Genomic DNA, 25925 nt, shown 5'->3' on the forward strand with positions numbered 1-25925 from the left:
AAAAACGGGGCGTTACTGAAAAGCCTTATGAGTAAGGAAATTTAACTTAAAAGATAATTTATGAAAAAAAGAGTTTTCACTCTGGCAGTTGGAGCTTTGCTATGCTCAACACTATTTACTTCATGCTATACTTACACTACTGTGGTAGGAAAAGGAGCTAAAGGAGAGCAAAAAGTTTCAAAATGGAATCACTATGTAATTTATGGTTTGGCTCCGGTTGGAGTTTCGGATGCTAAAGCAATGGCTGAAGGAGCAACTGACTATACTGTTACTACAAAACATTCGTTTATTAACGGTTTAATTGCTGGTTTGACTTTTGGTATTTACACACCAACAACTACAACAGTTCAAAAGTAAGCTGAAAATTCCAGCAGAGAGTGGGATGAAATATTTCCCCTCTCTGCGATTTTTAAAATAAAACCCAAAATAATGAGAAAAATACTTTTTTTCCTTCTATTGATAATAGGTCTAATCTTGACTTATAAAATAGGGAGAATATTTATATGTGATTACAATCGCCTAACCGATTACGGTTTAGGATACCTGACAGGTTTGGTAATTATACTGCTATTAATCATCAGCATTACTATTTGGTTAGGAGTCAAAATATACAGAAAGAGAAGCTAGCTATAACACAGTGCAGAAATAGAGCCGGTTTACTGCAGTCGCAACATTTATTGTTCCGATAGTTTTGATAAGAACGGAAATAAAATATAGCTAAAAATAAGTATTTTAGATACAAAATCGGAGTACCTGATTGGTATTTGATAAAACATTGAAAATCATGGAAAAAAACAAAGCGTCATCGTTTATTTTTGGTATAATAGCAATCATTCTAGGAAGTGTCTTATTTAAACAGTTCGATTTTAAAACACTAAAATTTGAGCATACAGGCTTAGCTGTTATTTATAGCATTACTTTTCTATTTTCAGTCTATGTCCTGGTGAGAAACTATAAAAACAATCAAAAAAGACAATAAAATACCCCCATGAATTTCACTGTAATGCAATCCTACCGTTGCACCAGGCAGATTCATGTTCAGAATATAAAAATTACATACTATCATAATGAAAAGAAAAATTCTACCACTTCTATTATTAACTTTTTCCACCTTTAGTTATGCCCAAAACTGTGATTGTGAAAGCAATTTTAATTGGGTGAAAAAAACATTTGAAGAAAACGACGCAGGATTTGAATATATAATCAGTAAAAAAGGAAGAGATGCTTATGAACTTCATAGCCAAATGTATTTGCAAAAAGCAAAACAGCTTCCAAATGATAAAGAATGTGCCATAGTAATAGATAAATGGGTTCGGTTTTTTCGTGACGGACATATTGGGATTAAATATTTAAAAGAGCCAGTTCAGGAAACCAATTTCACGGTTGAAAATATCCCCGTTAATGAAAAAGATTTTAAAAAATATTTGAGTAAAAAGAAGACACAGGATAAGTATGAAGGGATTTGGAGTTTTGGCAGTTATGTTATCGCAATAAAACGCAGAAACAACGAATATATAGGCACAATCCTTTCTTCCACCAATAAAAACTGGAAAGTTGGTGATGTAAAAACTGTTTTTACTGAAAATGACGGAACTCTTTATTTAGGAAACAAGTCTCCCCAAAAGATTAGTAAAATTACAACCATAGGAAATACTTATCTAAAACTTAATACCACGATTTTACAGAAGAAGTATCCTGATATTAAGGAAAATGCTACTATTTCAAAAGAAATTCAATGGTTGGATACTGCCAAGCCGCTGTTTGAAAAATTAAATGAGAATACTGCTTATTTGAGGATTCCTGATTTTGAAATTTCAGAAAAGAAGCACATCGACAGCATTATTGAGAAAAACAAGGATATAATTTTGGCAACAAAAAACCTGATTATTGATGTCCGTAATAATCCGGGAGGTAGCGATGCAAGTTACAGTTCGTTAATCCCATTTTTATACACCAACCCAATAAGAACAGTGGGTACCCTGTTTTATTCTACGCCTCTTAATAACCAGAGAATGCTGGAGCTTTCCCAAAATCCTGACTTTGACAAAGAATCACAGGAAGGCTTCAAAAAATATTATGAGACTTTAAACGCATCACTTGGAAAATTTGTAGATATTTTTAATAAAGATGTTTTTATACAGACCCGTAAAGAAATAACAAGATACCCGGAAAACATTGGTATTGTAATTAATGAAAAAAACGGAAGTACGACCGAACAGTTTTTATTGACCGCAAAACAAAGCAAGAAGGTCAAGCTATACGGAAAGACTACCCACGGAATGCTGGATATTTCTAATGTCAACATTATTGAATCGCCTTGTAAAGATTTTGAACTTTACTATGGTTTGTCAAGAAGTTACAGAATTCCGGATTTTGCCATAGACGATATCGGTTTACAACCGGATTATTTTATTGACGGTTCAGTATCAGAATACAATTGGATAAAATTTGTGGATGAGACATTAAACAGCAAATAAGCAACTGTTTATAATAATGTTGTTTTGCGGTAACATGGGGGTAGTAAATATTTATGAATTGGTAATCTTTAATTTGACTTTAGTAAAAATCTGATTTTTTCTCATGAATTTTCTTTAATTTAAAGAAATTAGAGGTATAACTTCTTATTTGCGAAATATTTGGTTATAAATATAAAAATAATACTAACGATGGGACTCCTGGATAAAATTTTTGGTAAAAAAGAAGAGCAAATACAGACATACGAGGATTTCTGGAATTGGTTTCGGGCAAACGAAATGACCTTCTATAAATCTGTAAGAAAAGGAGATAATATTGAAAAAAAATTCTTTAATAAGCTATCCCCAAAACTTGGAGAGCTGAAAGAAGGATTTTTCTATCTAACTGGCATGTATGATGATAATGTTGCTGAATTAATATTTACAGCCGATGGAGTATTAAAAAACATTGTATTTGTTGAGGAACTCGTAAGTATGGCTCCAATGATTCCAAATTGGAAATTTACAGCATTAAAGCCTGCCACAAGTATGGGAAGTAATAGTATTAAAATGGAGGATTTTACATTTAGTACTGAAAATTTATCTTTCTATTCAATTGAATATAAAAATTATCCTGATGAAATTGACATAGTCATTGTCTATAATGACTATAAAGGAAAACACATATCAACTATTACCAGTGGTGTTTACATATTCCTTGACAATTATCTTGGAGAATTAAATGCTGTCACAACTATTGATAACTTAACCATTATTTCAAAAGCCCAAGCAGAAAAAGAGTTAATTCCGATTGCAAAATTAAAAGACTATCTCATTTGGAGAGAAAAAGAATTTATTGAAAAATATAATGGAGTTCGTTATAACACAGAAAATGATAATTACTCAGGTTTTGAAGCAATACTAGATAATGGTCTTCCCTTATTAGCAATTATTAATACAACACTTCTTGATTGGGACAGCAAAGCATCCCATCCATGGATTTTAAGTGTTACTGTTCAATTTGATGGGAATAATAAGGGTATGCCAGATGACAGTACTCATGAACTATTAGACAGGTTTGAAGATGAAATATTGTCAGAACTCAAAGATTTTGAAGGTTATTTAAATATTGGAAGACAAACCGCTGATAGTAAAAGAATAATTTATTTTGCATGTAAAGACTTCAGAAAGCCTTCTAAAGTACTTCATGAACTAGAAAAAAACTATTCTGGAATCTTAAATCTGACACATGATATTTACAAAGATAAATATTGGCAATCGTTTGAAAGATTCAGATCAAACTGATAAGAAAAACTTTTTTTCTAGGACTTTTTAAATCTTATATTTCATTTTTAGGTACTATTTATTTTGAAAATCAATTGCAATAAAAAAGAATATTAAATAAAGCTATGGCAGATGAAATCCTATTTACAGAAAGACAAAGGTTCAGGCAATGGTGGCTTTGGTTCATCCTGTTAGGCATTAACGGACTTTTTTTGTTTGGTGTAATTAAGCAGGTTGTTGGCGGAGAACCCTATGGAGACAAACCGATGAGCAATACAGGACTTATAATAACAACGGCACTAACGGTATTCCTTACCTTTCTGTTTGTTAGCTTCCGGCTTGAGACCATAATAAGGAAAGACGGGATTTATGTCCGTTTTTTTCCTTTTCATTTAAAGTTCCGGCATTATGCCTGGGAGACATTGACAAAATGTTATGTCAGACAATATGCTCCCATTGCTGAGTATGGGGGATGGGGTTTGCGTTACGGTTTTATGGGAAAAGGAAAGGCACTTAATGTTTCTGGTAACAAAGGCCTGCAACTTGAATTTACAGATAATAAGAAATTGCTCATAGGAACAAATAAACCCGATGAATTAACCGAAATACTAAAGAAATTAGGGCAATTGAAGCAATAATAAACACGATTTTGGGAATGCTCCTATAAAACATCTGTACAAATTTGAAAGTAGGATTTCATCAAAATCAATACTAAATTTATTACATCAAAGGTACAACCATTAGTCGTAATTTTAACCAACCAAACTACCAATACAGAGCTTTGACATTAACGAATAAAAATAATAAAAACGACAAATGATAAAATTTGCTTACACCATTTTATACGTTCAGGACGTGACAAAAGCCATTGAGTTTTATGAAGACGCATTCGGCTTTTCAAGAAAATTTGTGTCACCTGAAAACGATTATGGTGAACTTTTAGTTGGAGAAACGACACTTTCGTTTGCTTCAACAGTATTAGCAAAATCAAACTTGACAGATGGTTTTATAGAAAGCAATTTAGCAACAAGGCCATTTGGAATTGAAATTGGTTTTACAACAGAAAATGTAGAGGAAACTATTTTAAAAGCTGTAAATGCTGGTGCCACTGTTGTTGAAAATCCAAAAACAAAACCGTGGGGACAAATCGTTGCTTATCTAAGAGACCTTGATGGCTTTTTAATTGAAATTTGTACACCAATGAGTTGATGCTTCTTTTCTTTTCTTAATGATGAGCACCGTGGCTGTTATGGTTTCCTTCCGTTTCATCACCTTCTGAAACTTCTACTGTAAAATCTGTGGTATGGATTTTTCCGTCTATTTTAAACTGTACCCACATCCTGTATAAACCGGCTTTTTCAATATAGGTTTCAGCATAGATTGGAAAGCGATTGTCAGACATGGGATGTATATGAAGGAAATCTTTATCAGCTTTGCCTATCATTACAATATGTGCATTGGCTCCAAGATAAGGTTGCATGTCTTTTTCCTCAAGAAGGATACTGTCTTTTTCAATTGAAAATTGCAGACTTTGTCCGGTATTTGTTTTTAAGTCTTTTCCATTGACTAAGATTACCGTATAGCCATCAATAACGGATGCCAACTTTGTATCCGATTCAGACCTTTTGTAAAGATATTTACCAGCTACTTCAATAGTATGTTTTGCAATAGCTGCCGGATGGTCAATGGGTTTGTAATCCATAAACAAAAGATATTTCCCGGAAGATGGAAAAGTTTCGGAAACATAATAAGTTCCGTCCACCTGTTCTTCGGGATGAATATGGTCAAACCATGTTAATTCTTCGTTTACCAGCAAGAGATGCATTTTCATGGTGTGTACTTCTTCCAAAGGAATATTTTTATAATTTTCGGTAACCGAAATGACAAAGAATGCCGGTTCGTCAGCGGCTATGATTTGTGGCTCAGAAGTAATTCTTACTATCGGTTTGGCTGTGTGCTGATGTGTATTCATAATTTGATTTTTTATATAGCCAAATTTCCGTAATCATGAATTTTTATCCTTATGGTATTGCTAATTAGATTTGTAATATTTACTGATTGTAGTAAATAAGGATGATGCCCTGTTGGGATAATCTTCATATAAGCTTACGTGCCGTCGCATATGCCAGTGCTTTATTAATATTGTTTACTTCCATCTTTTGAAGCAGGTTTCTGCGATGAAATTTGATGGTATCGGCGGACAGGTTTAGTACAGAAGCAATTCCATTGATTGTGAGTCCCTGGGCATAAAAACGAAGAATCTGGATTTCTCTTTCAGAAAGCACTATTTTACTATGGCCTATCCATTGGTCTGCTTCCATATCATATTTCAGAATGGAATTGTCTCCATCTTTGGTAAGTGTTATGTTTCCAGGCGAATTATTTGTGGCCAATGAAATCATACCTAAAGTTTTCCATATCTTACCTTCATTGGTTATTAATAATGGGGTAAGCCTGTGGTTAACAAGTAAAGCATTTTGGTTTTCATCAACCAGATGAAAATTATATGCCAATGTATAGCTTTTGCGCTCAGATTCGGGTAGTTCGGCATAAAAGGCAAAACCCGCTTTATTTGCCTGACTTACGATAGGTTGGTCTTCCATTTTGATAAAGGTGTGGAAAAACTTTTCACCCATTCCTATAATCTCTTCCGGTGTGTGATTGTGTAAGAAAAAGCGATGATTGGATATATATTCAATTTTTCGTTGAATGCAATCAAATATATAAATGTTTTTATAGGTGAGTCTGTCAAAAGCTTTGGCTATTTCAAGATAGGCTTTTACATAAGCTTGTTCTGTAGGGTTAAGTTTAGTATAGGTGTTTTGCATGGCTAAAAAGTTAAGTGCATATATTCCTTACTGCTTGAGTCAGGAGCTTTTTTTATGGGCTTTTTACAAAAATAAAGAAATAGTTTTAATTGATTGTTAGTCAAAATACTACACAAAAGGGTGGAATTTATTTTTGAAAGTAAATTCTGCCTTTTTGTGTAGTGGTTTTTAATTCTTTTACGGGTAATTTTATCAAAATTTTAATTAAATAAATTATGAAGAAAATTATTTTAAGCCTATCATTTTTAGCTGGTTTGGTACTTGTTTCTTGTGAAAGTGCAGACCAGCCGCAAGATCAAAATGCAGACAATGATAATTCATTAATGCGAAGACAGCGACAAAGTTCGATGTTTAACTACATCCAATCTACAAGAATCGAAAGTGATGCTAATTGTGAAAACAACATCTTAATTTTTCCGAGCTGGAGACACTATTGGGAAACTATAGACAGATTAGACCAGATGGTTGATAGGGATTGTGAAGCGTTTGACTCAACTGTTCCTAATAATATATCTGAAGAAAGGTACGATATCCTAGCTGACGCATCAGGTTTTGATGAAGATAACGTATTGCGCAGATTTGAAACCGACTTGGGCTTTTGTTCGTTAAGAAGTAAAATTGAATCGCTGGAAACAGCTTGGCTGGATCGTCAAGGTGATAGGGAATGGGATGCTAATTCAGATCCGGATAACCATTTTATTGATGACCAGGCTGAAAGAACTTTACTAAGCCCTAATGCTGAAGTTATTGTTGGTGACGACAGAAGAGGTTATGTCTATTATAAATTTTTAGACGATGAAGGAAGCCGTATCGAAGTTCTCAATAATGATAGGGATGCGATTTCTCAGGTGAGTCGTGGAAGAATCCCAACAGGGAATCCAAATGTTGTGGTTGTTCGTCCGGAGAAAGAAAGTGATTCCAATAAATGTAAACGTAAAGTTACAGAATATGCTTATGAAATTTCCGGTGCTAACAGATTAAAAAGAACCAGTAAGGTAAGACCTGCTTTTGGGACAATATGTTCAAATAATTCTTGTACAAGTCTTGTTGCGAGTAGAATTGTTTCTAAAACTAATGGTTATAAAAGGAAAAAAAATGGAGGTTGGAAACGAGCAAGACTGTTGATAGCTGCTGGGATTAATGGACAAACTCCTAATGTTCCAGGTTCAGCATATATAGATTGTATTGAAGAAAATAACCCTCGTCATTTTAAAGAACAAAAAAGGCGTAAAGTAAAGGTTGTTGTAAAAAGTACAACTAATATAGCTCCTGTCGGGACTCCAAGGAGATACAATTTTTCATTACAGGATAATAAATTATTTAGTTATCATAAAAGAGGAAATTTAATTGTAAACAAGGACTATTATGATATGCCAGGTAATTAAAATTAAAGAAAAGACGTCTATAAGACGTCCTTTTTTTCTCCTTAATTTTTGTTAATCAGTATACTACACAAAAGGATAGAATTCAATTTTGAAAGTAAATTCTGCCTTTTTGTGTAGCGACTATTAACTCTTTTACGAATAATTTTATCAAAATTTAATTAAACACTTATGAAGAAAATTATTTTAAGCCTATCAATTCTAGTTGGATTAATGGCTGTTTCTTGTGAACGAGCGGATTTGCCACAGGAACAAAATGCAAACAATGATAATTCATTAATGCGAAGACAGCGGCAAAGTTCAATGTTTAACTACATTCAATCAACACGGATTGATAATGGGGTAAATTGTGAAAACAACATTTTAATTTTTCCAAGTTGGAATCATTATTGGGAAACAGTTGATAGATTAGACCAGATGGTAGAGAGGGATTGTGATGTATTTGACTCAAATCTTCCAAATAATATATCTGAAGACAGGTATAATACTTTAGCTGATGCTGCAGGTTTTGATGAAGATAACGTACTGCGCAGATTTGAAGTAGATTTGGCTTTTTGCTCTTTAAGAAGTAAAATTGAATCGTTAGAAAGGGTTTGGTTGAGTCGACAAGGTGATAGGGGTTGGGATGCAAATGCAGATCCTGATAATCATTTTATTCAGGATCAGGCTGAAAGAGCTTTATTAAGCTCTAATGGCGAAGTCATTGTTAATGATGAAAAAAGAGGTTATGTATATTATAAATTCTTGAATGATAAAGGAAACAGGATTGAAGTCATCAATAATGATTTAAAAGCGATTTCCCAGGTAAGTCAGGGAAAAATTCCAACAGACAATCCAAATGTAATAGTGGTTACCCCTGGAACAACAAGAGCATCATATGGGTGCAAAACTATGGTTTATGAAGATTCATATGAATTTTCAGGTCTTTATGCAATAAAAAGAAGCAGTAGGGTACAACATCCTCATTGGTTTTCCCCAAGTAAGATTATATCTAAAACCAGAGGTTATAAAAAGATAAATGGAGTATGGAGACCAAGGAGGTTATTGATTGCGGTTGGAATTAATGGACAAAGTTCAAATACTTCAGGTACAACATATGCCAATTGTAATCAGGAACGAACCCTTCATCTTTTTAAGGAGAAAAAAAGGCGTTTAGTATCCGTTAAAACAACTAATCCTCTTTTTTCTTTACAATATTTTGGAATACGGGATAATAAGTTATATAGTTATCATAGATTGTATAATATAACTGTAAACAAGGATTTTTATGATATGTAGAGTAATTAGGTAGATACCCTAATTAAATAATTATGCATTCTATAAACGCCACATTAATTGTAATAATTTCTTTTTTTATAGGTGGAGGGATGGGAGCTTATCTGTCCCAAAAATACTTTCAAAAGAAAGAATGAATTCTTTAATAATAATTACAGAATTTATTTTACTCGATTTGTTATTCTAGAATGAATATTAAAATTAAAGCCTAATGTATAGGCACAAATCATAATTATTGCAAAATAGTCGTGATCTGTTATGGAGGGTACTCGAAAATCCTTAAAAAGAGTAGAGAACAATTTTAAATGTTAAAGCCATGAAAAAAGTATTGTTTTTATTTTTAGTTAGCAGTCTTACATTCGTATCGTGTGACAGTTCTGATTCTAGTATTGAAGAAAAGGCAATTTCTAATGAAAAGGAAGATTCTAAATTAGAAAGAAGAGTATTGTCTACAATGACCGCAGGACAACTGCATAATGCTTATTTAGATGAGATGTATGCTTATTTGAGAGGAAGAGGAAATATAAATACCTCAAATATTCATGTTTATTCAAGAGAATTCTTTTCCGCATTTGAATATTATGATTTAGCATTAAAAAGATATAGATATACAATAAATACCCCAAATGTGAGATATGATTTTTCAAGGCAATTAAATCTTGAAATAGAAAATTTAAATCGAAGACTTGATAATTCTGATTTCAGAAACTTAGATGAATTTAAAAATTTTGTTTCATCCTACAGGCCCCTATATATAAGAGAAAGGAATGATTTAATAGCTTGGCAAAATTATACAGATGTATTTTCATATTCAGTTATTTATTGGTCAACAAATCTGGAAAGGTGGACTATATTAATCAATCGCAACGCAATTGGTTTATCAGAGAGGAGATGTAGCGAAGGAAAATTCTTTCGACGTGCCTGGTGTAAAATCAAAGAATATGCGAAAACAGATGCTGCAGCATATCAAGAAGAAAAACAGAAAAATCCATCAGCTTCTTTCGAAGCTACTGTATTGGCAGGAGCGGCAGCATCAGCGGCAGCATTTATTAAAGATTTGATTCCCCCTTCTCAAAGTTAAAATATTTTGTTTCCATTCTTTATTTTCCTGATTATTTTCTTTTTGTTAGTACTCCTGATAAAGAAAATAAATTCTAAAAAGTAAATCTTTTGTTACTATCAATTTATCAAATTGATGTAAATCATGACTGGCATCGCTTATTTTATTTAAGTGAAAAACTATATAGTTTAACTACAAAACCCGCCTACAAGGCGGGTTTTGCAACTTAAGATGGTGAGGGTGATTGAAATATAGAAAAGTACAGGTTACTGTTTTGGTGAACGTATATATGCCATAGCAATAAGAGCAGCGACAATACAAACCACTCCCGCAGAGAAAAACGCCGTTTGAAAACCGGAATTGAGAGCTGTGGTTTCTACTTCCCCGGCCATTTTAAGAGCATTCGTTTTAGCGGCAGAAATGGTTACTATGATTGCCAATCCCAGAGCCGAACCTACCTGATAGCTCGTGTTGACTAACCCTGATGCCAATCCTGTTTCTTCTGGTTTTGCACCAGACATGGAGGCTATTGTTCCGGGAATATAGGTAAGTGACATGCCTATCGCACCAAGTAATGATGCAGGCAATACATGAGTTACAAAGTTTCCGTTTGTTGGGGCTATGCTAAATAAAAACAGTGATGCGGCAAGCACCAGCAATCCTACAATCATATTGGATTTAAAACCAAACTTCGCGACCAGTTTTCCTGTAACACCAACCATCAGGAACATAATAGCCAATGTCATCGGCAATAGTGCAAGTCCGCTGTTGAATGCTGAATAATGTAAGGTTTGCTGCAAATACAGATTAAGAAAAAACCATAACGGTATCCATGCTGCTGCCAGTAATCCCATCACGATGTTACCTGCCGAAAGATTGGGAACTTTGAAAATTGACATCGACACCAAAGGTTCGCTTTTATGTTTTTGAGTTAAATAAAAGGCAAATAGCAATGCCAATGATACGATTAAAAGACCGATAGTCTGAACCGAGTCCCAACCTGCGGTTTCTGACGCTACTATAGCATATACCATTAGTATAAGAGCGGCTGTAGCCAGAATTGCACCTGCCATATCCACTTTTCCCTTTCGGGTATCACCGGTAAATAGCAGGCTCCGGCTGCGAAGCAGCACAATAATGCCTATTGGAATATTAATAAGGAATATCCAATGCCATGAAAGCCATTCAGTGATGGCACCACCCAGGAAAACTCCGGCAGAACCGCCTGCTGCGGCAGATGCTCCCCAAAATCCCAGTGCCTTGTTCAGTTCTTTTGGGTCTGTAAACTTGGAGATAACTAAGGTTAATGCTGCCGGTGCAATGAATGCAGAACCTAATCCCTGAAGGGCTCTTCCGGTATTGAGTGCGGATTCAGACCAGGCCATACCTGCCAGCAATGAAGCTGCGGTCAATATGACAAAGCCCCACATAAATATTTTACGAGCACCAAACAAATCCGATAGGCGTCCGCCGAGTAATAAAAAACCACCAAACAGAATAACATAGGCGTTAAAAATCCACTGCAGGCCGGTTTGCGAGTAGCCCAAATCTTCTTTTATTGCCGGTAATGCTACTCCAATAATTGAGGTGTCCATGATTACTAAGAACTCGGCGGTGCATAATAAGAAAAGGGCCGCCCATCGTTTGCTATAAGGTGTTGACTGTGCTGTTGCAGTACTGGTTTCCATATTTATTTTAGTTAGTGTTTTAATTTGTCTGTTAATTGTTAGTTGCCTGAAATAATTTGTAGGCTGAAAACAATTGATTGTATAGGCAAATGTATAAGTGCTTGTCATTAAGGTTTATGCACAATTACGGCTATGTGTTGTAAAATTTATTTGAATTTAAAAGCATAAGTAGAATAGGTCGGTAAGAAGATGAAAGGATTAAAATGGATTTTGAAGATATGTCTGTTGCTACACAAAAGGATAGAATTTAGATTTAAGCTTAAATTCTATCCTTTTGTGTAGCAGTTATTTGTTTCTTAAAAAATAACTTTAAAAAAAATCAAAAAAAGTGGATTTCTGTGTTATGATGATTAAAATTATCTCATCTGTAATAAGAGCTCCTTAGAAAAAATAAATTTTAAAAGCCATGAAGAAAAAGTTACTGCTATTAGTAGGCATTACGATTTTATCTTGTGATAATCCGGATTCATTTCAAAAACAAAATGTAGAAAATAATAATTCCTTTGTACGAAGAGAAAGACGAAGTTCAATGTTTAGTTATATTGAATCCATTAAAATAGATAAAGGCAGTGATTGCGGTAGTGATATTTTAATTTTTCCATCTTGGGAAAAACTTTGGGAAACAGCAGATAAGTTGGATGAAATGATTGATAAGGAGTGTGACCTATTTGATGCCACAATTCCTGATAACATAACCGATGAAAAGTACGATGATTTAGCAGATATTGCAGGATTTGATGAAGATAATGTTTTGGTAAGATTTGAGGATGATTTGGCCTTCTGTTCTCTTCGCAAAAAAGTAGAAATATTAGAAAATAAATGGATTGAATCTCAAGGAGACGGCGACTGGAACATTAATGAAGATCCTGACAATCATTTCATATATGATGAAACGGAAAGAGCTTTATTTAGTGTTAATAACGAAGTTATCATTGGAGAAAAAAAGACAGGATATATTTATTATAAACTAATAGACAATTTTAACTGGATTGAGGTTCATGATTGGGACATAAATGCCATAAAACAGGTCAGTAGAGGCTTAATACCTACCAATAATCCAAATGTAATAGTTGTGAAGAAGATAAAAACAAATGAAAATTTGCAAAGTTCAGCAGAATGTAAAACACACATAAAAAAAACACGATATTACCTGAACGGTACGAATAGAATAAAAATAAAATCAAAAGTCATTAATAATGATTCCTGGGGAGCAAGAAAAATATCGGCTCTAACTGTAGGTTATAAAAAGAAAAATGGCAAATGGAAAAGAGCCAGAACGCGGATTGCTGCCGGAGTAACAGGAAGCGATATAGCAAATAATAGTGTTTTGTATCAAAATTGTGGGATAGCTTTTGAAAAACACAAAGTTAAAGAAAAGAGGAGGAGAAGGGTGAAGGCTAAAATTAGAGGGCAGCGATTTGATGGGGCGAGCTTAATTATAGGGATAAAGCCTCAAAAAGCATATAGCTATCATAAACAAGGTTCTATAAATTTAAGATTAGACTATTATGATATGTACTAGAATTATTAGCGTTTTGATTTTTATATTATGTATTCCTACTAAAATACATTCCCAAACTGCCGAAAAATTATTTGGAGAAAATTTATCTAAAATTAGTTTGGTGTTACAGCCTTCCTTACTGAAAGGATACGAAGTTGGTGCTGGCTATGAAGGGAACTCGCCCAGTATCTCATTTAATAAGGATTTCTCAGCTCAATTTGGTTTTTTCTATAATTTTTATCAAAAGAATAATTTTAACTTTAAAGCAGGAGTTATAGTAAAAACATTTAAACCCACCTTCAATATCAAAATTTCAAATGAAGATTTAAATGCAGGATACAATTATTCTGAATATTTAAGCGGCTTTGAGATAGCAAATCAATTCATTTTTTCACAAACTGTGAAGACAGAATACCTTATACCCATGAGCAATAATTTAAACTTTGCAGTTGGTTTAGGGATGAGTTTGGATATAAGAACAGGAGGAGGAGGGGATGATGAATTATCAGCTGTTGTATTTGATTATAGTAAGCAAAAAGAACGGATTTTCTTTAATGTAAATTCAACAGAACAGCAAGTAACAGGTTCGTTGGATGTTTCGTTAGGAGTGAATTATAAAACTAACATTGGCTTGTTTCAGATAGAGTTTTTTAATAATTCACAACTTTTATCCTATCCTAAAACAGGGGTTTATGAATTTTATTTAGATAAAAATCAGACAAAAACGGGAGTTTATACAATCAAAGGAAATTACAATGGTCTTGCTTTGATTTTTACTCCAAGAAAAGGTTGGCTGAAAAGGAATTGAAAAAAATAATATTAGAAGAAGTAGTCTCATCTAAATAGTGAAAAAATGGCAATTACAATTCTTGTGACATTAGTTTTGTTTATAGCGTATTCATTTTACGATTTAAACAAGGAAAAAACATTTACGAAACGACAAAAAGTAAATTGGTCTTTTGTATTAGCGATATTGCCACTCACTGGCTCTATGGTATATTTTATATGTAAAACATTTATTAGAAATAACCGCCACAATTTTGAGTCAAGAGAGTGTAACTTGGTAAGATAGAATGGTAATTAAGCACTCTGTAGCGACATTGATTTTGGCGTCGTTTAATCATAGAGCTAAGTGTTTGATCTATATAAATTGTTGTTTAAATACTACACAAAAGGATAGAATTTAAACATATACTTAAATTCTATCCTTTTGTGTAGCGGCTATAATTTCTTTTATAAGTAATTTTAAATTAATCTTTTGTAAATGAAGATTATTACATCAAAAAGCGAACTTTTATTGGGATAATTCGAAAATCCTTAAAAGAGTAAGAAATCAATCGTTATATTTTAAGCCATGAAAAACAATGTTTACGGAATCTTAGCAATTTGTTTGATAACAGTAAGCTGTCAACAAGAGGATACCACATTGGAAAATATGCAGCATAAAAAAATTCCTATAGATTCATTCTTTGAGAAAGTTATAGCAGAAAATGTAACAACACAAAAAGAGGATAATGCTTTTTATATTGATTACTTATGGGACAAAGAAAATAAAACTATTGAGATTATTAAAGTAGTAGAAAAAGAACTTGATTTTTTTCCAATATCTGAAAGGTTGTTAAGTAAAGAAAATCCAACAAACCCGGATTTAATAGCACCTGGAAAAAAATATAAGATAACCTGTACTAAGGGAGGCAAAGACATTTGGACTAAAGAATGTGATGGTAAGTTTTCATGTGGTTCCGTGATTTATGACTGTCTTGAAGATGACGGCTGTAGTACTATCTGTAAAAACAGCATGATATATATGCCGGAAAATAATGAGTTTATTTTGATTGAATTATAACCTTCAGTCATTATAATCTTAATGCGATAAAGATTTTCAATAATCTGGTTTGCTCTTTTTTAGGAGACCCCGAAAGATTTTAATTTTTCGGGGTTAATCATTTTTAATAATGAAAACATTTGCTACAACTCCAACACACCCAAAGCATATTGTAATTCTGTATGTAGTCTACGCAGATTGTATATGGCTTGCAGATAGTTGATTTTAGCCTGGGTGAGTGCCAGTTCGGCATCTGTGAGTTCCAGTCGGGAGCCTAATCCATTTTTGAAACGGTCTTCGGTCATCTGGTGATTTAGTTCCGCAGATTGTACGGTTGTTATCTGGATTTCCAATTGAGAAGTGGCTTCTTTCCATTTACTGATGATACTTGCCAGGGTTGTTTTTACTTCTTCCTTCAGGTCCTTCAGCCGTATCTGTTCCTGTTGTGCTAGAATTCTAGCCTGACCAATTCTTGATTTGTTTTGCCCGCCATTCAATATGGGTATACTAACCTGTAAACCCAGGAAAGAAGTCCTCGGCCAGACATAATCATTAAGTTTTAAATCATCTGCCTGTGCCTGTATCTGATATTGCCCGATTAACGAAAGCTTGGGCAGTAATGCTGCTTTGGCCGCTGATAATTTTTGCTGTTGCAGTTCGAGGGTCAATTCCTGTACATTAAGGTCATTACGGTTGGTTTCGGCAATTTCCAATGCTTTGCTAACGGTCAGAAATTCGGTTTGGTTTGCCTGAATGTCGGATTCCAGTTCATCGGTTAATTCCAACTCCTGTGCATCTTCCATTCCAATCAGTCTTTTGAGCTCCATACCAGACACTTCAATGCTGTTTTTCAGATAGGAAACAGAAGATTTTAAGTTTTCTACGGCTATAAAACTCCGCAATGTGTCGGATTTCAGTCCCTTGCCCTGAGCTAATAAAGCACGGGAGTCTTTTAAGGCACGTACGTTTCGCTCATGACTTTGTTGTAAAAGAATGAGCTGGCGTTTCATCATCAGTATGTCGAGATAACGCGTTGACACCCATAATGCCACCTGGCTTTTTAGGTCTTCTGTTTTTTCGGTCTGAATTTTTTCATTGATTTTGGATGCTTTTGTCAGCCTGTATGAAGCAATATCCAGAACAGGTTGGTACAGTGATACGAATCCGTTGAACGCATTTCTCCCACCTACGGCTACTTCCTGTACAGCTTTATTAGTTCCGGCAAACGGCCCCGGAAGAAAGATATTTTGTCGGTCAAAGTAACGCGAATAGGCCACCCCGGCAGAAATATCGGGCAACAGTCTGCCTCTGCTTTCCCGTGTCTGTTCTATGGCATGTTTTTCTTCCAGTACCTGCACCTGTAGTGTTTTGTTTCCTTGTTTTGCCATACTCAGTGCTTCCTGTAGCGAAAGCTCTTTTTTCTGGGCGAATAATGGACTGCTGCATATGAAAAGCAGTAGCGTTATTATGAGTATATGTGATGCTTTTTTCATCGTAAAAATATTTATAATCATATAAGGTTAGCCGAAATTTGTTTCTAATTTCATTTTTATCACCCGTGCAGTTGGATGGGGACAACTGCGGGGCGATAAATGGGCTTTTTTTATATCTGTCATTATTGATGGTCCGTTGCTATTTCGCTCTCATCCATTTCCATAATTTCCTTTTTACGTTTGTTACTGGACAGATAGGAGTATACGGCAGGAATGATGAACAGTGTGAGTATACCTGAGAATACAAGGCCACCTGCGATAACAATACCCAGTGATTGACGGCTGTTGGCGGTTAATGCGATAGGCAATGCACCAAATATCATAGCGAGAGAGGTCATCAGAATAGGACGGAATCGCTGTTCTGCCGCTTGTATGGCTGCTTCATATTTGGAGAGTCCGGTATCTTTCAGGTGGTTGGCAAACTCCACAATCAGAATTCCGTTTTTTGTAATGAGTCCTACGAGAGTGATAATGCCAATCTGACTGAATACATTAAGGCTTTGACCAAACCAATGGAGGCTGAGGATGGCTCCTGTAACCGCCATCGGAACGGTAAGCATAATAGTCAGCGGGTCGCGTAGACTTTCAAATTGTGCGGCCAGAATCATGTAAATAATCACCAGGGCTAGGATAAGAGTAAAGAGGATATTGCCCTGACTTTCTCTATAATCACGAGACTGGCCGGCTAATGACGTTTTGAAGTTATCACCTAATACTTTGGTTTTTATTCTTTCTATTTCTTCTATGCCTTCAGCAAGACTCACACCCGGAGCCGGAGCTGCAGATATGGTAGCTGAAGTATACTGATCATAACGGTATATGGCAGCCGGACTTACAGCTTCTTCGGTAGCGATGAGATTGTTTAGCGGAATTAGTTGTCCTGTTGAAGAACGTACGTAAATGGAATTAAGGTCTGTGATATCATTTCGATATTCACGTTCCATTTGTCCAATGACCTCATATTGTCTGTCATTACGCAGGAAATATCCATAACGTTGTCCTGAAAGTGCTAATTGTAATGTCCTGGCTACTTCTTCCATAGAAACGCCCATTAAGGCTGCTTTTTGCCTGTCAATGTTTATTTTTATTTCGGGTTTGTTGATTTTGAGGTCGGCATCGGCAAACATCAATTTTTTACTCTGTCGAACGGCATTCAGAAATTTAGGAAGCGCAGCGGTAAGGGTATCCAGATTTTGGCTCTGCAATACAAACTGTACCGGCATACCTCCACCATACCGCGTACCGATGGTTGGCGGCAGGTAAGGAAACAGAAGGAATCCTCTGAAATTGGCAGATGCAGCACCATATTGGTTATACAAATCCTGTATACTGGCTTTTCTTTCTTTAGGGTCTTTTAGATAAATACTCTGTACGGCAACATTAACAGGGGCCGGAGCTGGAATAAAGGAAATAGCCACCATGGAGTAAGTCTGATACAGTCCGTCTGTTGAGTCATTAACATATTTACCGACTTCCATCATGTGTTTTTTCATGTAATCGAAAGAGACACCTTCCGGGGCCACGGCAATAAGGCTCATATTGGAACGGTCTTCTACAGGTGCCAGTTCCGAAGGCAGTTTTTGGCCAACAAAGTAAATGAGACCGGAGGTTATGAGCAGAAATACCCATGCCATCCATCTGAAGCGCATAAAGGTTGTTAGCAGACGGGCATATCCATTGTTCATACGCACAAAGAAAGGTTCGGTAACCCGATGAAACCAACCCGGCCCTTCTTTCTTTTTAAGGAAATAAGCACTGAGCATAGGCGTAAGCGTTAGGGCAACGAATGCCGAAACCAATACAGAACCAGATACGACGATGGCAAATTCTTTAAATAGCTGTCCGCTAATACCACCCATAAATACAATAGGTAGAAATACGGCTGCCAGTGTTATGGTAGTTGAGATTACGGCAAAATAAATTTCTTTGGAACCTTTAAAGGCGGCCTGTATAGGAGGCATGCCTTCTTCTATTTTTTTATAAATATTTTCGAGCACCACAATGGCATCATCTACTACTAATCCTATGGCGAGTACCAACCCCAGAAGAGTCAATACATTTATGGAAAAGCCTGCGATATACATGATGAAAAAGGCCGATAATATGGATACCGGAATGGCAATTACCGGAATGATAGTAGAACGCCAGTCACGCAGGAACAGGAAGATGATAATGACTACAAGCCCGAAGGCAATAAAAAGTGTTTCTTCTACTTCTTTTATAGACTCACGGACGGATTGTGTAAAGTCAAATCCAACAATAAGTCGGTAGTCGGATGGAATGTCTTTACGCAATTGCTCAAGACGTTTGTAAAATTCGTCGACTACTTCAATAGCGTTGGCTCCGCGTTGTATTTGTATAGCTACGCCAACACCAACACGGTTGAGGTTTCCGGTTTCGTTGATGATAGCGGTACGTTCATTCATTTCACCCAGTTCTGCCGAACCTACATCTTTGAGCCGTATAACAGTATTGCCGGTTTGTTTGATGAGCATTTCCTCAAAATCGTTTACGGTAGTCAGCCTTCCAAGTGTGCGTATACTTAATTCGCTGCTGTTACCGTCTATACGTCCGGATGGGAGGTCAATGTTTTCCCGGAGTAATGCCTGTCGAATGTCTTCCGGAGTTAGCTTATAGGCTGCCAGCTTTACCGGGTCAAAGCGTAACCGCATGGCATATTTATGCTCGCCTACAATGGCTACGTTGTTAATACCGGGAATGGATTGTACCCTGTCTTTGATGACGGTGGAAGCGATATGGCTTACTTCTTTAATATCTTTAGTGTCGCTTTCTACTTCAAGAAAAGCCACAAGATTGTCTGCTGAGGATGCTTTCTGTACAATAGGCGGGTCAACGTCTGCCGGAAGCTGTTTCCGCGCTTTGGATACCTTATCTCTGACATCGTTCAGGGCATCTTCAATATCTATTTCACGATTGAATTCTATAGAAATAACACTTACCTGTTCTCTAGATTCGGACGATATGGTGCGTATACCACTTGCCTCAGCAATGGATTCTTCCATTGGGCGGGTGAGTTTGGACGCTATTACATCAGGACTGGCACCGGGATAGAAGGTAATAACGGAGATTACAGGTGGCTCGGTGAGCGGAAATTCCCGAATTCCGAGCTGTTTCCATCCAACGATGCCCAAAATGACAATAAGAAGGGAAAACACACCGGCCAGAACCGGCTTTTTTATGCTTAAAGAGGATATGCTCATGATATTGCAAATTGAGATGGATTATTTTTTTACAACAGCTTGTACCGGAGTTCCGTCACCAATACGTAACATATTGGAAACAATAATGCTGTCGCCGGATTTTATGCCTGAAGTGATAATGGCTTCTGTTTCGGTCCTGTTACTAATAGTTACAGGTATGGGTTTGGCTATACCGCCTTTTATGACAAAGGCATTATAACCTTTTTCGCCGGGCATTAATGCTTCAGTAGGTATCATGACACCTGTTGCGCCATTTTGTTCTGTGCTGAAGTAGACTTTGACAGATTGTCCGGCACGGAGTTTACCACTGTTATTGCTTGTTGTGGCTTGTACCAGTAGACTTCTGCCTTGGGCATCAAGTCCGGGTTCGGTAGCAGTAACGGTGGCATTATAATATTCTTCTGAAAGTCCTGTGCTGAATTTAATGGGAGTACCGTTTGTTAGTAACGGTAGATATCTTTCGGGAAGTGTAAAGTTGATTTTTATATTGCCTTGGTCCTGTAGATTTACCAACGGTGTACCAGGTGAGACATAGGCTCCCAGATGTACCTGAGAAATACCTATTTTGCCTGAGAAAGGTGCTCTGATCACCGTTTTGGCCAATTCTGTCTGCAAATAATCTTGCTGCGCTTCGAGCGAGGTAAAACGCATCAACGCCTCGTCGTATTCTGACTGTTTTACGGTTTCGGTTTTCAATAGGTTGGCCATCCTGTCTTTGTTTAGTCTGGCAAGCTGTAACTCTGCCTGTACCTGCCTGAGTTTGGATTTGATGTCGGCATCATTGAGTGTATAAAGTACAGCTCCCTGACTGACATAGCCGCCGTCTTGGAAAGCCACTTTGGTTATTTTTTGTGCTGTCTCACTTACAATTGCCACTTCACGAAGAGGCATGATGGTGCCTACAAATATTTCCCTTTGGTCGAGTGCTTTTTCCTGCGCAACGATAATGTCTACAGGGAGTTTGTTTTCAACAGTTGGTGCCGCAGCTTCCTTAGGTTTGTTCTGGCATGCTGTAAGCAAAATGCTTACTAATGGAATCAGGATTCCTAATTTGTGTGTATGGTTTCTGTACATGTCCTTTTTTAAAATTATGTAACAAACAATTGATTTTATTGGCAAATGTAGAAGAGGAACCGGAGGCGGTTTTAGCACAATTACAGCTAAGAATTGCGAAATTTACATGGAAGTATTGCTTAAAGATTAACTCGTTGAAATAGAGTTATTAACATTGAAAAATAAAGACTAATTTTTGTTAGCTTGTTTCTGAATGATAATTTTATCCTGCCTGATTTGCTTATAATAGGAAGAAGTAAAACCGGTATATTTTTTTAGTTGGTTGGAAAGATGGGAGGGGCTGCTATAGCCAAGAGCAAAGGCAATATCGGATAAGGACTGATCTGTGTAAACCAACAATTCCTTAACCTTTTCAATTTTTTGAAGGATGATATGTTTTTCAAGTGTATTTCCTTCTATTGAAGAAAATATAGCACTCAAGGTATCGTAATTTTTATTCAGTTTATCACTGATGTATGTTGAAAACTTTAGAGCAGTATTGGTTGTAAGCTGTATGTTGATTCCGTTTTCAACCAGTACTTTTATTTTTTCGACTAGTATCTGATTTCTACTGTATAAAAGATCAAAACCATTTTTTATCAGCATTGACCGGATAATAGTTAAGTCTGATGTTTGAATCCCGCTGGTTTTAAGAACTACACGCCCTAGTTGAATATCCGGCTCCATGAAACCAAGGTTGTTGAACTCCTGTTCCAGTACATAGACGCATCTATTACAAACCATTCCTTTGATTAATAGTAACATAGATAAACATTTTATTGTCAAAATTCAGAATTTGGAGTTGGTGTGTTGTTGTACTATTCCATATTTGATTTGTGAAATTTTATGAATTTTAAGTACTTGTAGTAATGTAAACTGTTGATTATTATTGTTTTTGAGTAGTTGAAACGTTGTGTAATCTGAAATGTAGAATGACTCATCATAAAAGAATAACAGTTCAGTAATTAAAAATAGAGTTGTCCTTAAATAAGCAACAAATTTTTTTTAGGGTTCAAAAATGAAGATAACATCAGTTATTTGGAAAAAATAAAACTCAAATCACGGGTTCAATCCAATTTTAGTGTCGCTATTAAACTAAATCGATTGTTGGAACGTTGTTAATATTTTGCGTCTCTGCGTCTTTGTGGAAAAATGAAATTATTCTCAAAGACGCAGAGGCGAAAAGTCCATAAAAAGAAAATTATTGAAAAGCTAACTTTTATATCAATCAATGAAGAATCAAATTCCCAAAATTTTAATATTCTCCAGATTAGTAATTGGATTTTTAATTGTTATTCTTAGTTGTATAAACATTGAAAACTACAAGCCAATAGCAGTGTCATTACTAACAATTGGTCTTTTGACAGATATATTTGACGGAATCATAGCAAGAAAATTAAATATTTCTACACAACTGCTAAGAAGGCTGGATTCTACCATTGACCAGATTTTTTTCATCTGTGTTGCGTTGGCAACCTATATCCAGTGTCCGGAGTTTTTTAAAAATAATATATTATTGGTTTCTATTCTTATTGGGACTGAAATTCTGACTTATGCAGTCAGTTTTTTAAAATTTAAAAAAGAAATAGCAACGCATTCACTTGGGGCAAAATTTTGGACATTACTACTTTTCGGCACGTTGATTCAGGTAATACTGGAATGCCAATCGGTTTATCTGTTCCAAATGTGTTTTTGGGTTGGAATGATTACACGAATTGAAATTATAGGCATTATCTTAACGCTAAAAGAATGGACAAATGATGTTCCTTCATTATATCATGCGGTACAGCTTAGAAAAGGGAGAGCAATAAAGCGAAGAAAATTGTTTAACGGTTAGAGTATCTTAAAACTGCTGACATTTGGCAAGTTATGCTTTTATCAAATTCAAAAGGGAGAAATCTGAATCATTCAGATTTCTCCCTTTTTTAAAGTGACCACGATGGGATTCGAACCCATACGCCTTGCAGCACCACCCCCTCAAGATGGCGAGTCTACCAATTTCTCCACGTGGCCGTAAACAAAAAAAGTTACCCGCTTGGCGAATAACTTTTGTGACCCGACTGGGGCTCGAACCCAGGACCCCATCATTAAAAGTGATGTGCTCTACCGACTGAGCTATCGAGTCATTGCATTCAATGAAATTTCAAAATTTTGTAGTGACCCGACTGGGGCTCGAACCCAGGACCCCATCATTAAAAGTGATGTGCTCTACCGACTGAGCTATCGAGTCATTAATTTCTTGAATGCGGGTGCAAATATACGTTCTTATTATTTATTTTTCAAAGCAATTTTGTTTTAAATTTGTCTTTTTTTACTAATCTTTTATAATGCCTTAATTTATAAGGTTTTACTTTAATGATAAAAATTGTTTTATTGGGATATATGGGTTCAGGAAAGTCAACAATTGCCCATTTGTTGTCTGAAAAAACTCAAATCGAAGCTTTTGACTTGGATGAAATTATCGAAGAAAGAGCAGGATTGTCTATAAAAAATATCTTCGAACAGAAAGGAGAAGTCTTTTTCCGGAAGTTGGAAAACCAGATTTTTAAAGAATTGATCTCTTCAGAAAAAGAAATGATCCTAAGTCTGGGCGGTGGTACGCCGTGTTATGCCAATAACCACGAATTGCTTAATGGTGATGGAGTGGTTTCTTTTTATTTGAAAGCTTCGATAGAAACACTGTATGGCAGATTACTTTCTGTCAGGGATAACCGTCCATTGATTGCAGAACAGGAGGAAGAGGAAATGAAAGAATATATCGCAAAGCACCTTTTTGATCGTAGTTATTATTACAATCAGGCTACACATATTGTTTCTGTTGATGGCAAGTCTCCAGAAGAAGTATCGGCTGAAATAAAACGTATATTAGCTTAAATAAGCATAGTCTTCCTTTGCTTCAAAAACTACCTGCACATGCTCTTGTAGAGAGGTGGAAAGTGAAATTCCTTTAAAATCTGCCTTTACAGGGTATTTTTTATGATTTCTATCTACAAGTACCGCTGTCTTGAATTTTTTCAAAGGAACGTCTAAAAAATGCTTAACGCCATACGCTAGGGTAGTGCCGGAGTTTAGCACATCGTCTACAAGGACAAGCCCTTTATTTTCGTATTGGTTTTTGCCTAAGGAAGTCGTTACTTCATTGTGCGGATTCTGTTTGTCGATAAAGACCTCGCAAAGGGCTACTTTCAAGGGGGATATTTGGGTGACTTTCTGGGCAATTTTTTCAGCAAAAATATAGCCGTTTTTAGCTATTCCGGCAATAACAATTTCTTCTTCATCAACGAAAGTTTCGTATATCTGATAAGCGATTCGCAGGATTTTGTGTTCGATTTCCTGGTTATTGAGGATGATATTTTTGCTCATTTTGTTTATTTTTTTCAAAGATAAAAAACGCTTTGTTTGTTTGTGCTATATGACGGTTTATATTTTAATAATCGGTCTCGTCCTCGTCATTTTCAAAGTCCAGGTTAAAGTCATCAATATCTCTGCGGTCTTTTTTTGTAGGCCTGCCCTCACCGTGTTTTCTGTAATGCTCCTTTGATAATTTCAAAAGCTCCAAATGCTGGAAAGCTTCAATGGGAGTTTCGTCTTTTCTGTAAATATCAACAAGTTTGGCACCCACACGGTTTTGGGGAATGTCTAACACGGTAATCGTATGCGTAATCTGATCTTTCCTGAAGGTAATTTTATCAGTGGCAAATACTTCTTTCGAAGGCTTTGCAACCTGCCCGTTTACAGTAATATGGTTCTTTTTGCAAGCTTCGGTAACCATGTTGCGTGTTTTGTAATATCGAACGCACCAGAGGTATTTGTCTACTCTCATTTTAAAACTAAAATCTACGTTAATTTATTTACAAAAATAAATCAAAATTGTATCTTGCGCCTCTAAAATCAATAATAATGACCAGAATTAAGCTTTTTTTAATAGCTATAGTTTCAAGTACGGTTCTTTTTTCCTGTAAAAAAGACGATGATTCTTCAAAAGTAGCTCCTCCAAGAGACAGAGCGACTCAATATGCATCAGACATACAGGATATCGAAACCTACTTAAAGACGCATTATCTTACCGTTACTATGGATGCCAATAACAATCCGGTACCTACCATTATTCAGATTCCTGAGGGAGGAACCCAGGTTTCTATATGGGACCAGCAGGACTATCCACTGAATTTTAAGACGGTCAAAAATGATGGAAGAACCTATACGAATGCAGATCCTATTGTAGGGAAGCCAATTAATGATCCGGTCGAATATAAATTATACTATATAAAATTAAGAGAAGGTGTGGGGCAATCTCCAACAAGAGTAGATTCTACTTTGGTGACTTACAGGGGTCATGCTTTAGATGGAACACAGTTTGACTACAGACCAAATCCGGTTTGGTTTTCTCAGGAAAGTGTCGTTTCCGGATGGAGAAATATAATGACAGAATTTAAATCAGGCAATGCGGTTGATGATCCGTCTAATCCTGGTGGAACATTATTGACAGATTATGGCGTAGGAATTGTATTTGTACCTTCTGGTTTAGGTTATTTTAATGGGGCACCAGCGGGTTCAGGATTGTCTTCCTATTCGCCTTTGGTATTTACAATAAATCTGCATATGGTAAAATATGCTGATAATGATGGAGATGGAATCTTGTCGTATTTAGAAGATTTAAATGGAAACGGTGATTATTATGATGATGATACAGATGGAGACGGTATACCCAACTTTTTAGATGTTGATGATGATGGAGACCGCACAAAAACAAGAACTGAGATTAAAGATGCTTTTGGAAATATCTATCCGTTTGATCTGATACCAAACTGCGCCGGAACAACAGGAGGTTTAAAGAAACATTTGGATCCGAGTTGCCATTA

Annotated in this window: 23 protein-coding genes and 3 tRNA genes; 14 read left to right on the top strand and 12 right to left on the bottom strand. The window is 35.9% G+C overall.

The features are described 5' to 3' along the window. The first annotated feature begins 60 nt into the window (after nucleotides 1–60). From BGO88_RS00740 to BGO88_RS00760, 5 genes are all read left to right on the top strand, one after another. Nucleotides 61–357: a Bor family protein gene (locus tag BGO88_RS00740; RefSeq protein ID WP_056072690.1), complete on the top strand. Its 297-nt coding sequence runs from the start codon at nucleotides 61–63 to the stop codon at nucleotides 355–357. 710 nt (nucleotides 358–1067) lie between these two features. Then, nucleotides 1068–2477: a S41 family peptidase gene (locus BGO88_RS00745; protein WP_286705603.1), complete on the top strand. Its 1410-nt coding sequence runs from the start codon at nucleotides 1068–1070 to the stop codon at nucleotides 2475–2477. Nucleotides 2478–2666: 189 nt separating this feature from the next. Further along, nucleotides 2667–3758 (top strand): DUF695 domain-containing protein, encoded by a 1092-nt coding sequence (locus BGO88_RS00750; protein ID WP_286705604.1) that lies wholly within the window; start codon nucleotides 2667–2669, stop codon nucleotides 3756–3758. 104 nt (nucleotides 3759–3862) lie between these two features. Continuing rightward, nucleotides 3863–4375 (top strand): hypothetical protein, encoded by a 513-nt coding sequence (locus BGO88_RS00755; RefSeq protein ID WP_286705605.1) that lies wholly within the window; start codon nucleotides 3863–3865, stop codon nucleotides 4373–4375. 178 nt (nucleotides 4376–4553) lie between these two features. After that, nucleotides 4554–4946, top strand: coding sequence for a VOC family protein (locus tag BGO88_RS00760; protein WP_286705606.1), 393 nt, complete (start codon nucleotides 4554–4556; stop codon nucleotides 4944–4946). 16 nt (nucleotides 4947–4962) lie between these two features. Here BGO88_RS00760 and BGO88_RS00765 read toward each other — a convergent pair whose 3' ends face one another. Together BGO88_RS00765 and BGO88_RS00770 are read right to left on the bottom strand one after the other, a co-directional pair. Then, a complete protein-coding gene (locus BGO88_RS00765; protein WP_286705607.1) occupies nucleotides 4963–5709 on the bottom strand; it encodes a DUF8832 domain-containing protein in 747 nt (248 codons plus the stop codon). A gap of 124 nt (nucleotides 5710–5833) precedes the next feature. Continuing rightward, complete coding sequence (locus tag BGO88_RS00770) at nucleotides 5834–6565, bottom strand: response regulator transcription factor (protein WP_286705608.1); 732 nt, start codon at nucleotides 6563–6565, stop codon at nucleotides 5834–5836. A 215-nt stretch (nucleotides 6566–6780) separates the two neighbouring features. Here BGO88_RS00770 and BGO88_RS00775 point away from each other — a divergent pair, with 215 nt between their 5' ends. The 3 genes from BGO88_RS00775 to BGO88_RS00785 all read left to right on the top strand — a co-directional run bounded on the left by BGO88_RS00775 (nucleotide 6781) and on the right by BGO88_RS00785 (nucleotide 10303). Next, nucleotides 6781–7950 (top strand): hypothetical protein, encoded by a 1170-nt coding sequence (locus BGO88_RS00775; protein ID WP_286705609.1) that lies wholly within the window; start codon nucleotides 6781–6783, stop codon nucleotides 7948–7950. Nucleotides 7951–8118: 168 nt separating this feature from the next. Then, entirely contained in the window at nucleotides 8119–9225 is a 1107-nt protein-coding gene (locus BGO88_RS00780; RefSeq protein WP_286705610.1) for a hypothetical protein, read from the top strand. A 313-nt stretch (nucleotides 9226–9538) separates the two neighbouring features. Beyond that, a complete protein-coding gene (locus tag BGO88_RS00785; protein WP_286705611.1) occupies nucleotides 9539–10303 on the top strand; it encodes a hypothetical protein in 765 nt (254 codons plus the stop codon). Between the two features lie 245 nt (nucleotides 10304–10548). On the opposite strand, the gene BGO88_RS00790 is transcribed toward BGO88_RS00785, so the two are convergent. Beyond that, the gene (locus BGO88_RS00790) at nucleotides 10549–11970 is read right to left on the bottom strand and encodes an MFS transporter (protein WP_286705612.1); all 1422 of its coding nucleotides are present in this window, start codon (nucleotides 11968–11970) and stop codon (nucleotides 10549–10551) included. 406 nt (nucleotides 11971–12376) lie between these two features. Between BGO88_RS00790 and BGO88_RS00795 the strand changes: the two genes are divergently transcribed. The 3 genes from BGO88_RS00795 to BGO88_RS00805 all read left to right on the top strand — a co-directional run bounded on the left by BGO88_RS00795 (nucleotide 12377) and on the right by BGO88_RS00805 (nucleotide 15317). After that, nucleotides 12377–13492: a hypothetical protein gene (locus BGO88_RS00795; protein WP_286705613.1), complete on the top strand. Its 1116-nt coding sequence runs from the start codon at nucleotides 12377–12379 to the stop codon at nucleotides 13490–13492. Further along, the gene (locus BGO88_RS00800; RefSeq protein ID WP_286705614.1) at nucleotides 13479–14279 is read left to right on the top strand and encodes a hypothetical protein; all 801 of its coding nucleotides are present in this window, start codon (nucleotides 13479–13481) and stop codon (nucleotides 14277–14279) included. The genes BGO88_RS00795 and BGO88_RS00800 overlap by 14 nt, the downstream gene beginning before the upstream one ends. Nucleotides 14280–14825: 546 nt before the next feature. After that, a complete protein-coding gene (locus BGO88_RS00805) occupies nucleotides 14826–15317 on the top strand; it encodes a hypothetical protein (protein WP_286705615.1) in 492 nt (163 codons plus the stop codon). Nucleotides 15318–15439: 122 nt separating this feature from the next. On the opposite strand, the gene BGO88_RS00810 is transcribed toward BGO88_RS00805, so the two are convergent. The 4 genes from BGO88_RS00810 to BGO88_RS00825 all read right to left on the bottom strand — a co-directional run bounded on the left by BGO88_RS00810 (nucleotide 15440) and on the right by BGO88_RS00825 (nucleotide 21828). Then, a complete protein-coding gene (locus BGO88_RS00810) occupies nucleotides 15440–16789 on the bottom strand; it encodes a TolC family protein (RefSeq protein ID WP_286705616.1) in 1350 nt (449 codons plus the stop codon). 122 nt (nucleotides 16790–16911) lie between these two features. Beyond that, entirely contained in the window at nucleotides 16912–20010 is a 3099-nt protein-coding gene (locus BGO88_RS00815; RefSeq protein WP_286705617.1) for an efflux RND transporter permease subunit, read from the bottom strand. A 21-nt stretch (nucleotides 20011–20031) separates the two neighbouring features. After that, nucleotides 20032–21084: an efflux RND transporter periplasmic adaptor subunit gene (locus BGO88_RS00820; RefSeq protein WP_286705618.1), complete on the bottom strand. Its 1053-nt coding sequence runs from the start codon at nucleotides 21082–21084 to the stop codon at nucleotides 20032–20034. A gap of 168 nt (nucleotides 21085–21252) precedes the next feature. After that, nucleotides 21253–21828, bottom strand: coding sequence for a helix-turn-helix domain-containing protein (locus tag BGO88_RS00825; protein WP_286705619.1), 576 nt, complete (start codon nucleotides 21826–21828; stop codon nucleotides 21253–21255). 466 nt (nucleotides 21829–22294) lie between these two features. On the opposite strand from BGO88_RS00825, the gene BGO88_RS00830 reads away from it, so the two are divergent. Further along, a complete protein-coding gene (locus BGO88_RS00830; RefSeq protein ID WP_286705620.1) occupies nucleotides 22295–22900 on the top strand; it encodes a CDP-alcohol phosphatidyltransferase family protein in 606 nt (201 codons plus the stop codon). 94 nt (nucleotides 22901–22994) lie between these two features. On the opposite strand, the gene BGO88_RS00835 is transcribed toward BGO88_RS00830, so the two are convergent. From BGO88_RS00835 to BGO88_RS00845, 3 genes are all read right to left on the bottom strand, one after another. Next, nucleotides 22995–23076, bottom strand: a tRNA-Leu gene (locus BGO88_RS00835). A gap of 39 nt (nucleotides 23077–23115) precedes the next feature. Beyond that, a tRNA-Lys gene (locus tag BGO88_RS00840) sits at nucleotides 23116–23188 on the bottom strand. A 32-nt stretch (nucleotides 23189–23220) separates the two neighbouring features. After that, nucleotides 23221–23293 (bottom strand) — tRNA-Lys (locus BGO88_RS00845). Nucleotides 23294–23418: 125 nt separating this feature from the next. Between BGO88_RS00845 and BGO88_RS00850 the strand changes: the two genes are divergently transcribed. Next, a complete protein-coding gene (locus BGO88_RS00850; protein ID WP_273235970.1) occupies nucleotides 23419–23937 on the top strand; it encodes a shikimate kinase in 519 nt (172 codons plus the stop codon). Here BGO88_RS00850 and BGO88_RS00855 read toward each other — a convergent pair. Together BGO88_RS00855 and BGO88_RS00860 are read right to left on the bottom strand one after the other, a co-directional pair. Next, nucleotides 23929–24426 carry a phosphoribosyltransferase family protein gene (locus tag BGO88_RS00855; RefSeq protein WP_286705621.1) on the bottom strand — a complete coding sequence of 166 codons (498 nt, stop codon included), beginning with the start codon at nucleotides 24424–24426 and terminating at the stop codon, nucleotides 23929–23931. The genes BGO88_RS00850 and BGO88_RS00855 overlap by 9 nt on opposite strands. 64 nt (nucleotides 24427–24490) lie before the next feature. Next, a complete protein-coding gene (locus tag BGO88_RS00860) occupies nucleotides 24491–24886 on the bottom strand; it encodes an RNA-binding S4 domain-containing protein (RefSeq protein WP_056072620.1) in 396 nt (131 codons plus the stop codon). A gap of 77 nt (nucleotides 24887–24963) precedes the next feature. Here BGO88_RS00860 and BGO88_RS00865 point away from each other — a divergent pair. Next, on the top strand, nucleotides 24964–25925 hold a 962-nt coding region (locus BGO88_RS00865), incomplete at its 3' end, for an FKBP-type peptidyl-prolyl cis-trans isomerase (protein WP_286705622.1).

Source organism: Flavobacterium sp. 38-13, assembly GCF_001899155.1.
Taxonomy (GTDB): Bacteria; Bacteroidota; Bacteroidia; order Flavobacteriales; family Flavobacteriaceae; genus Flavobacterium; species Flavobacterium lindanitolerans.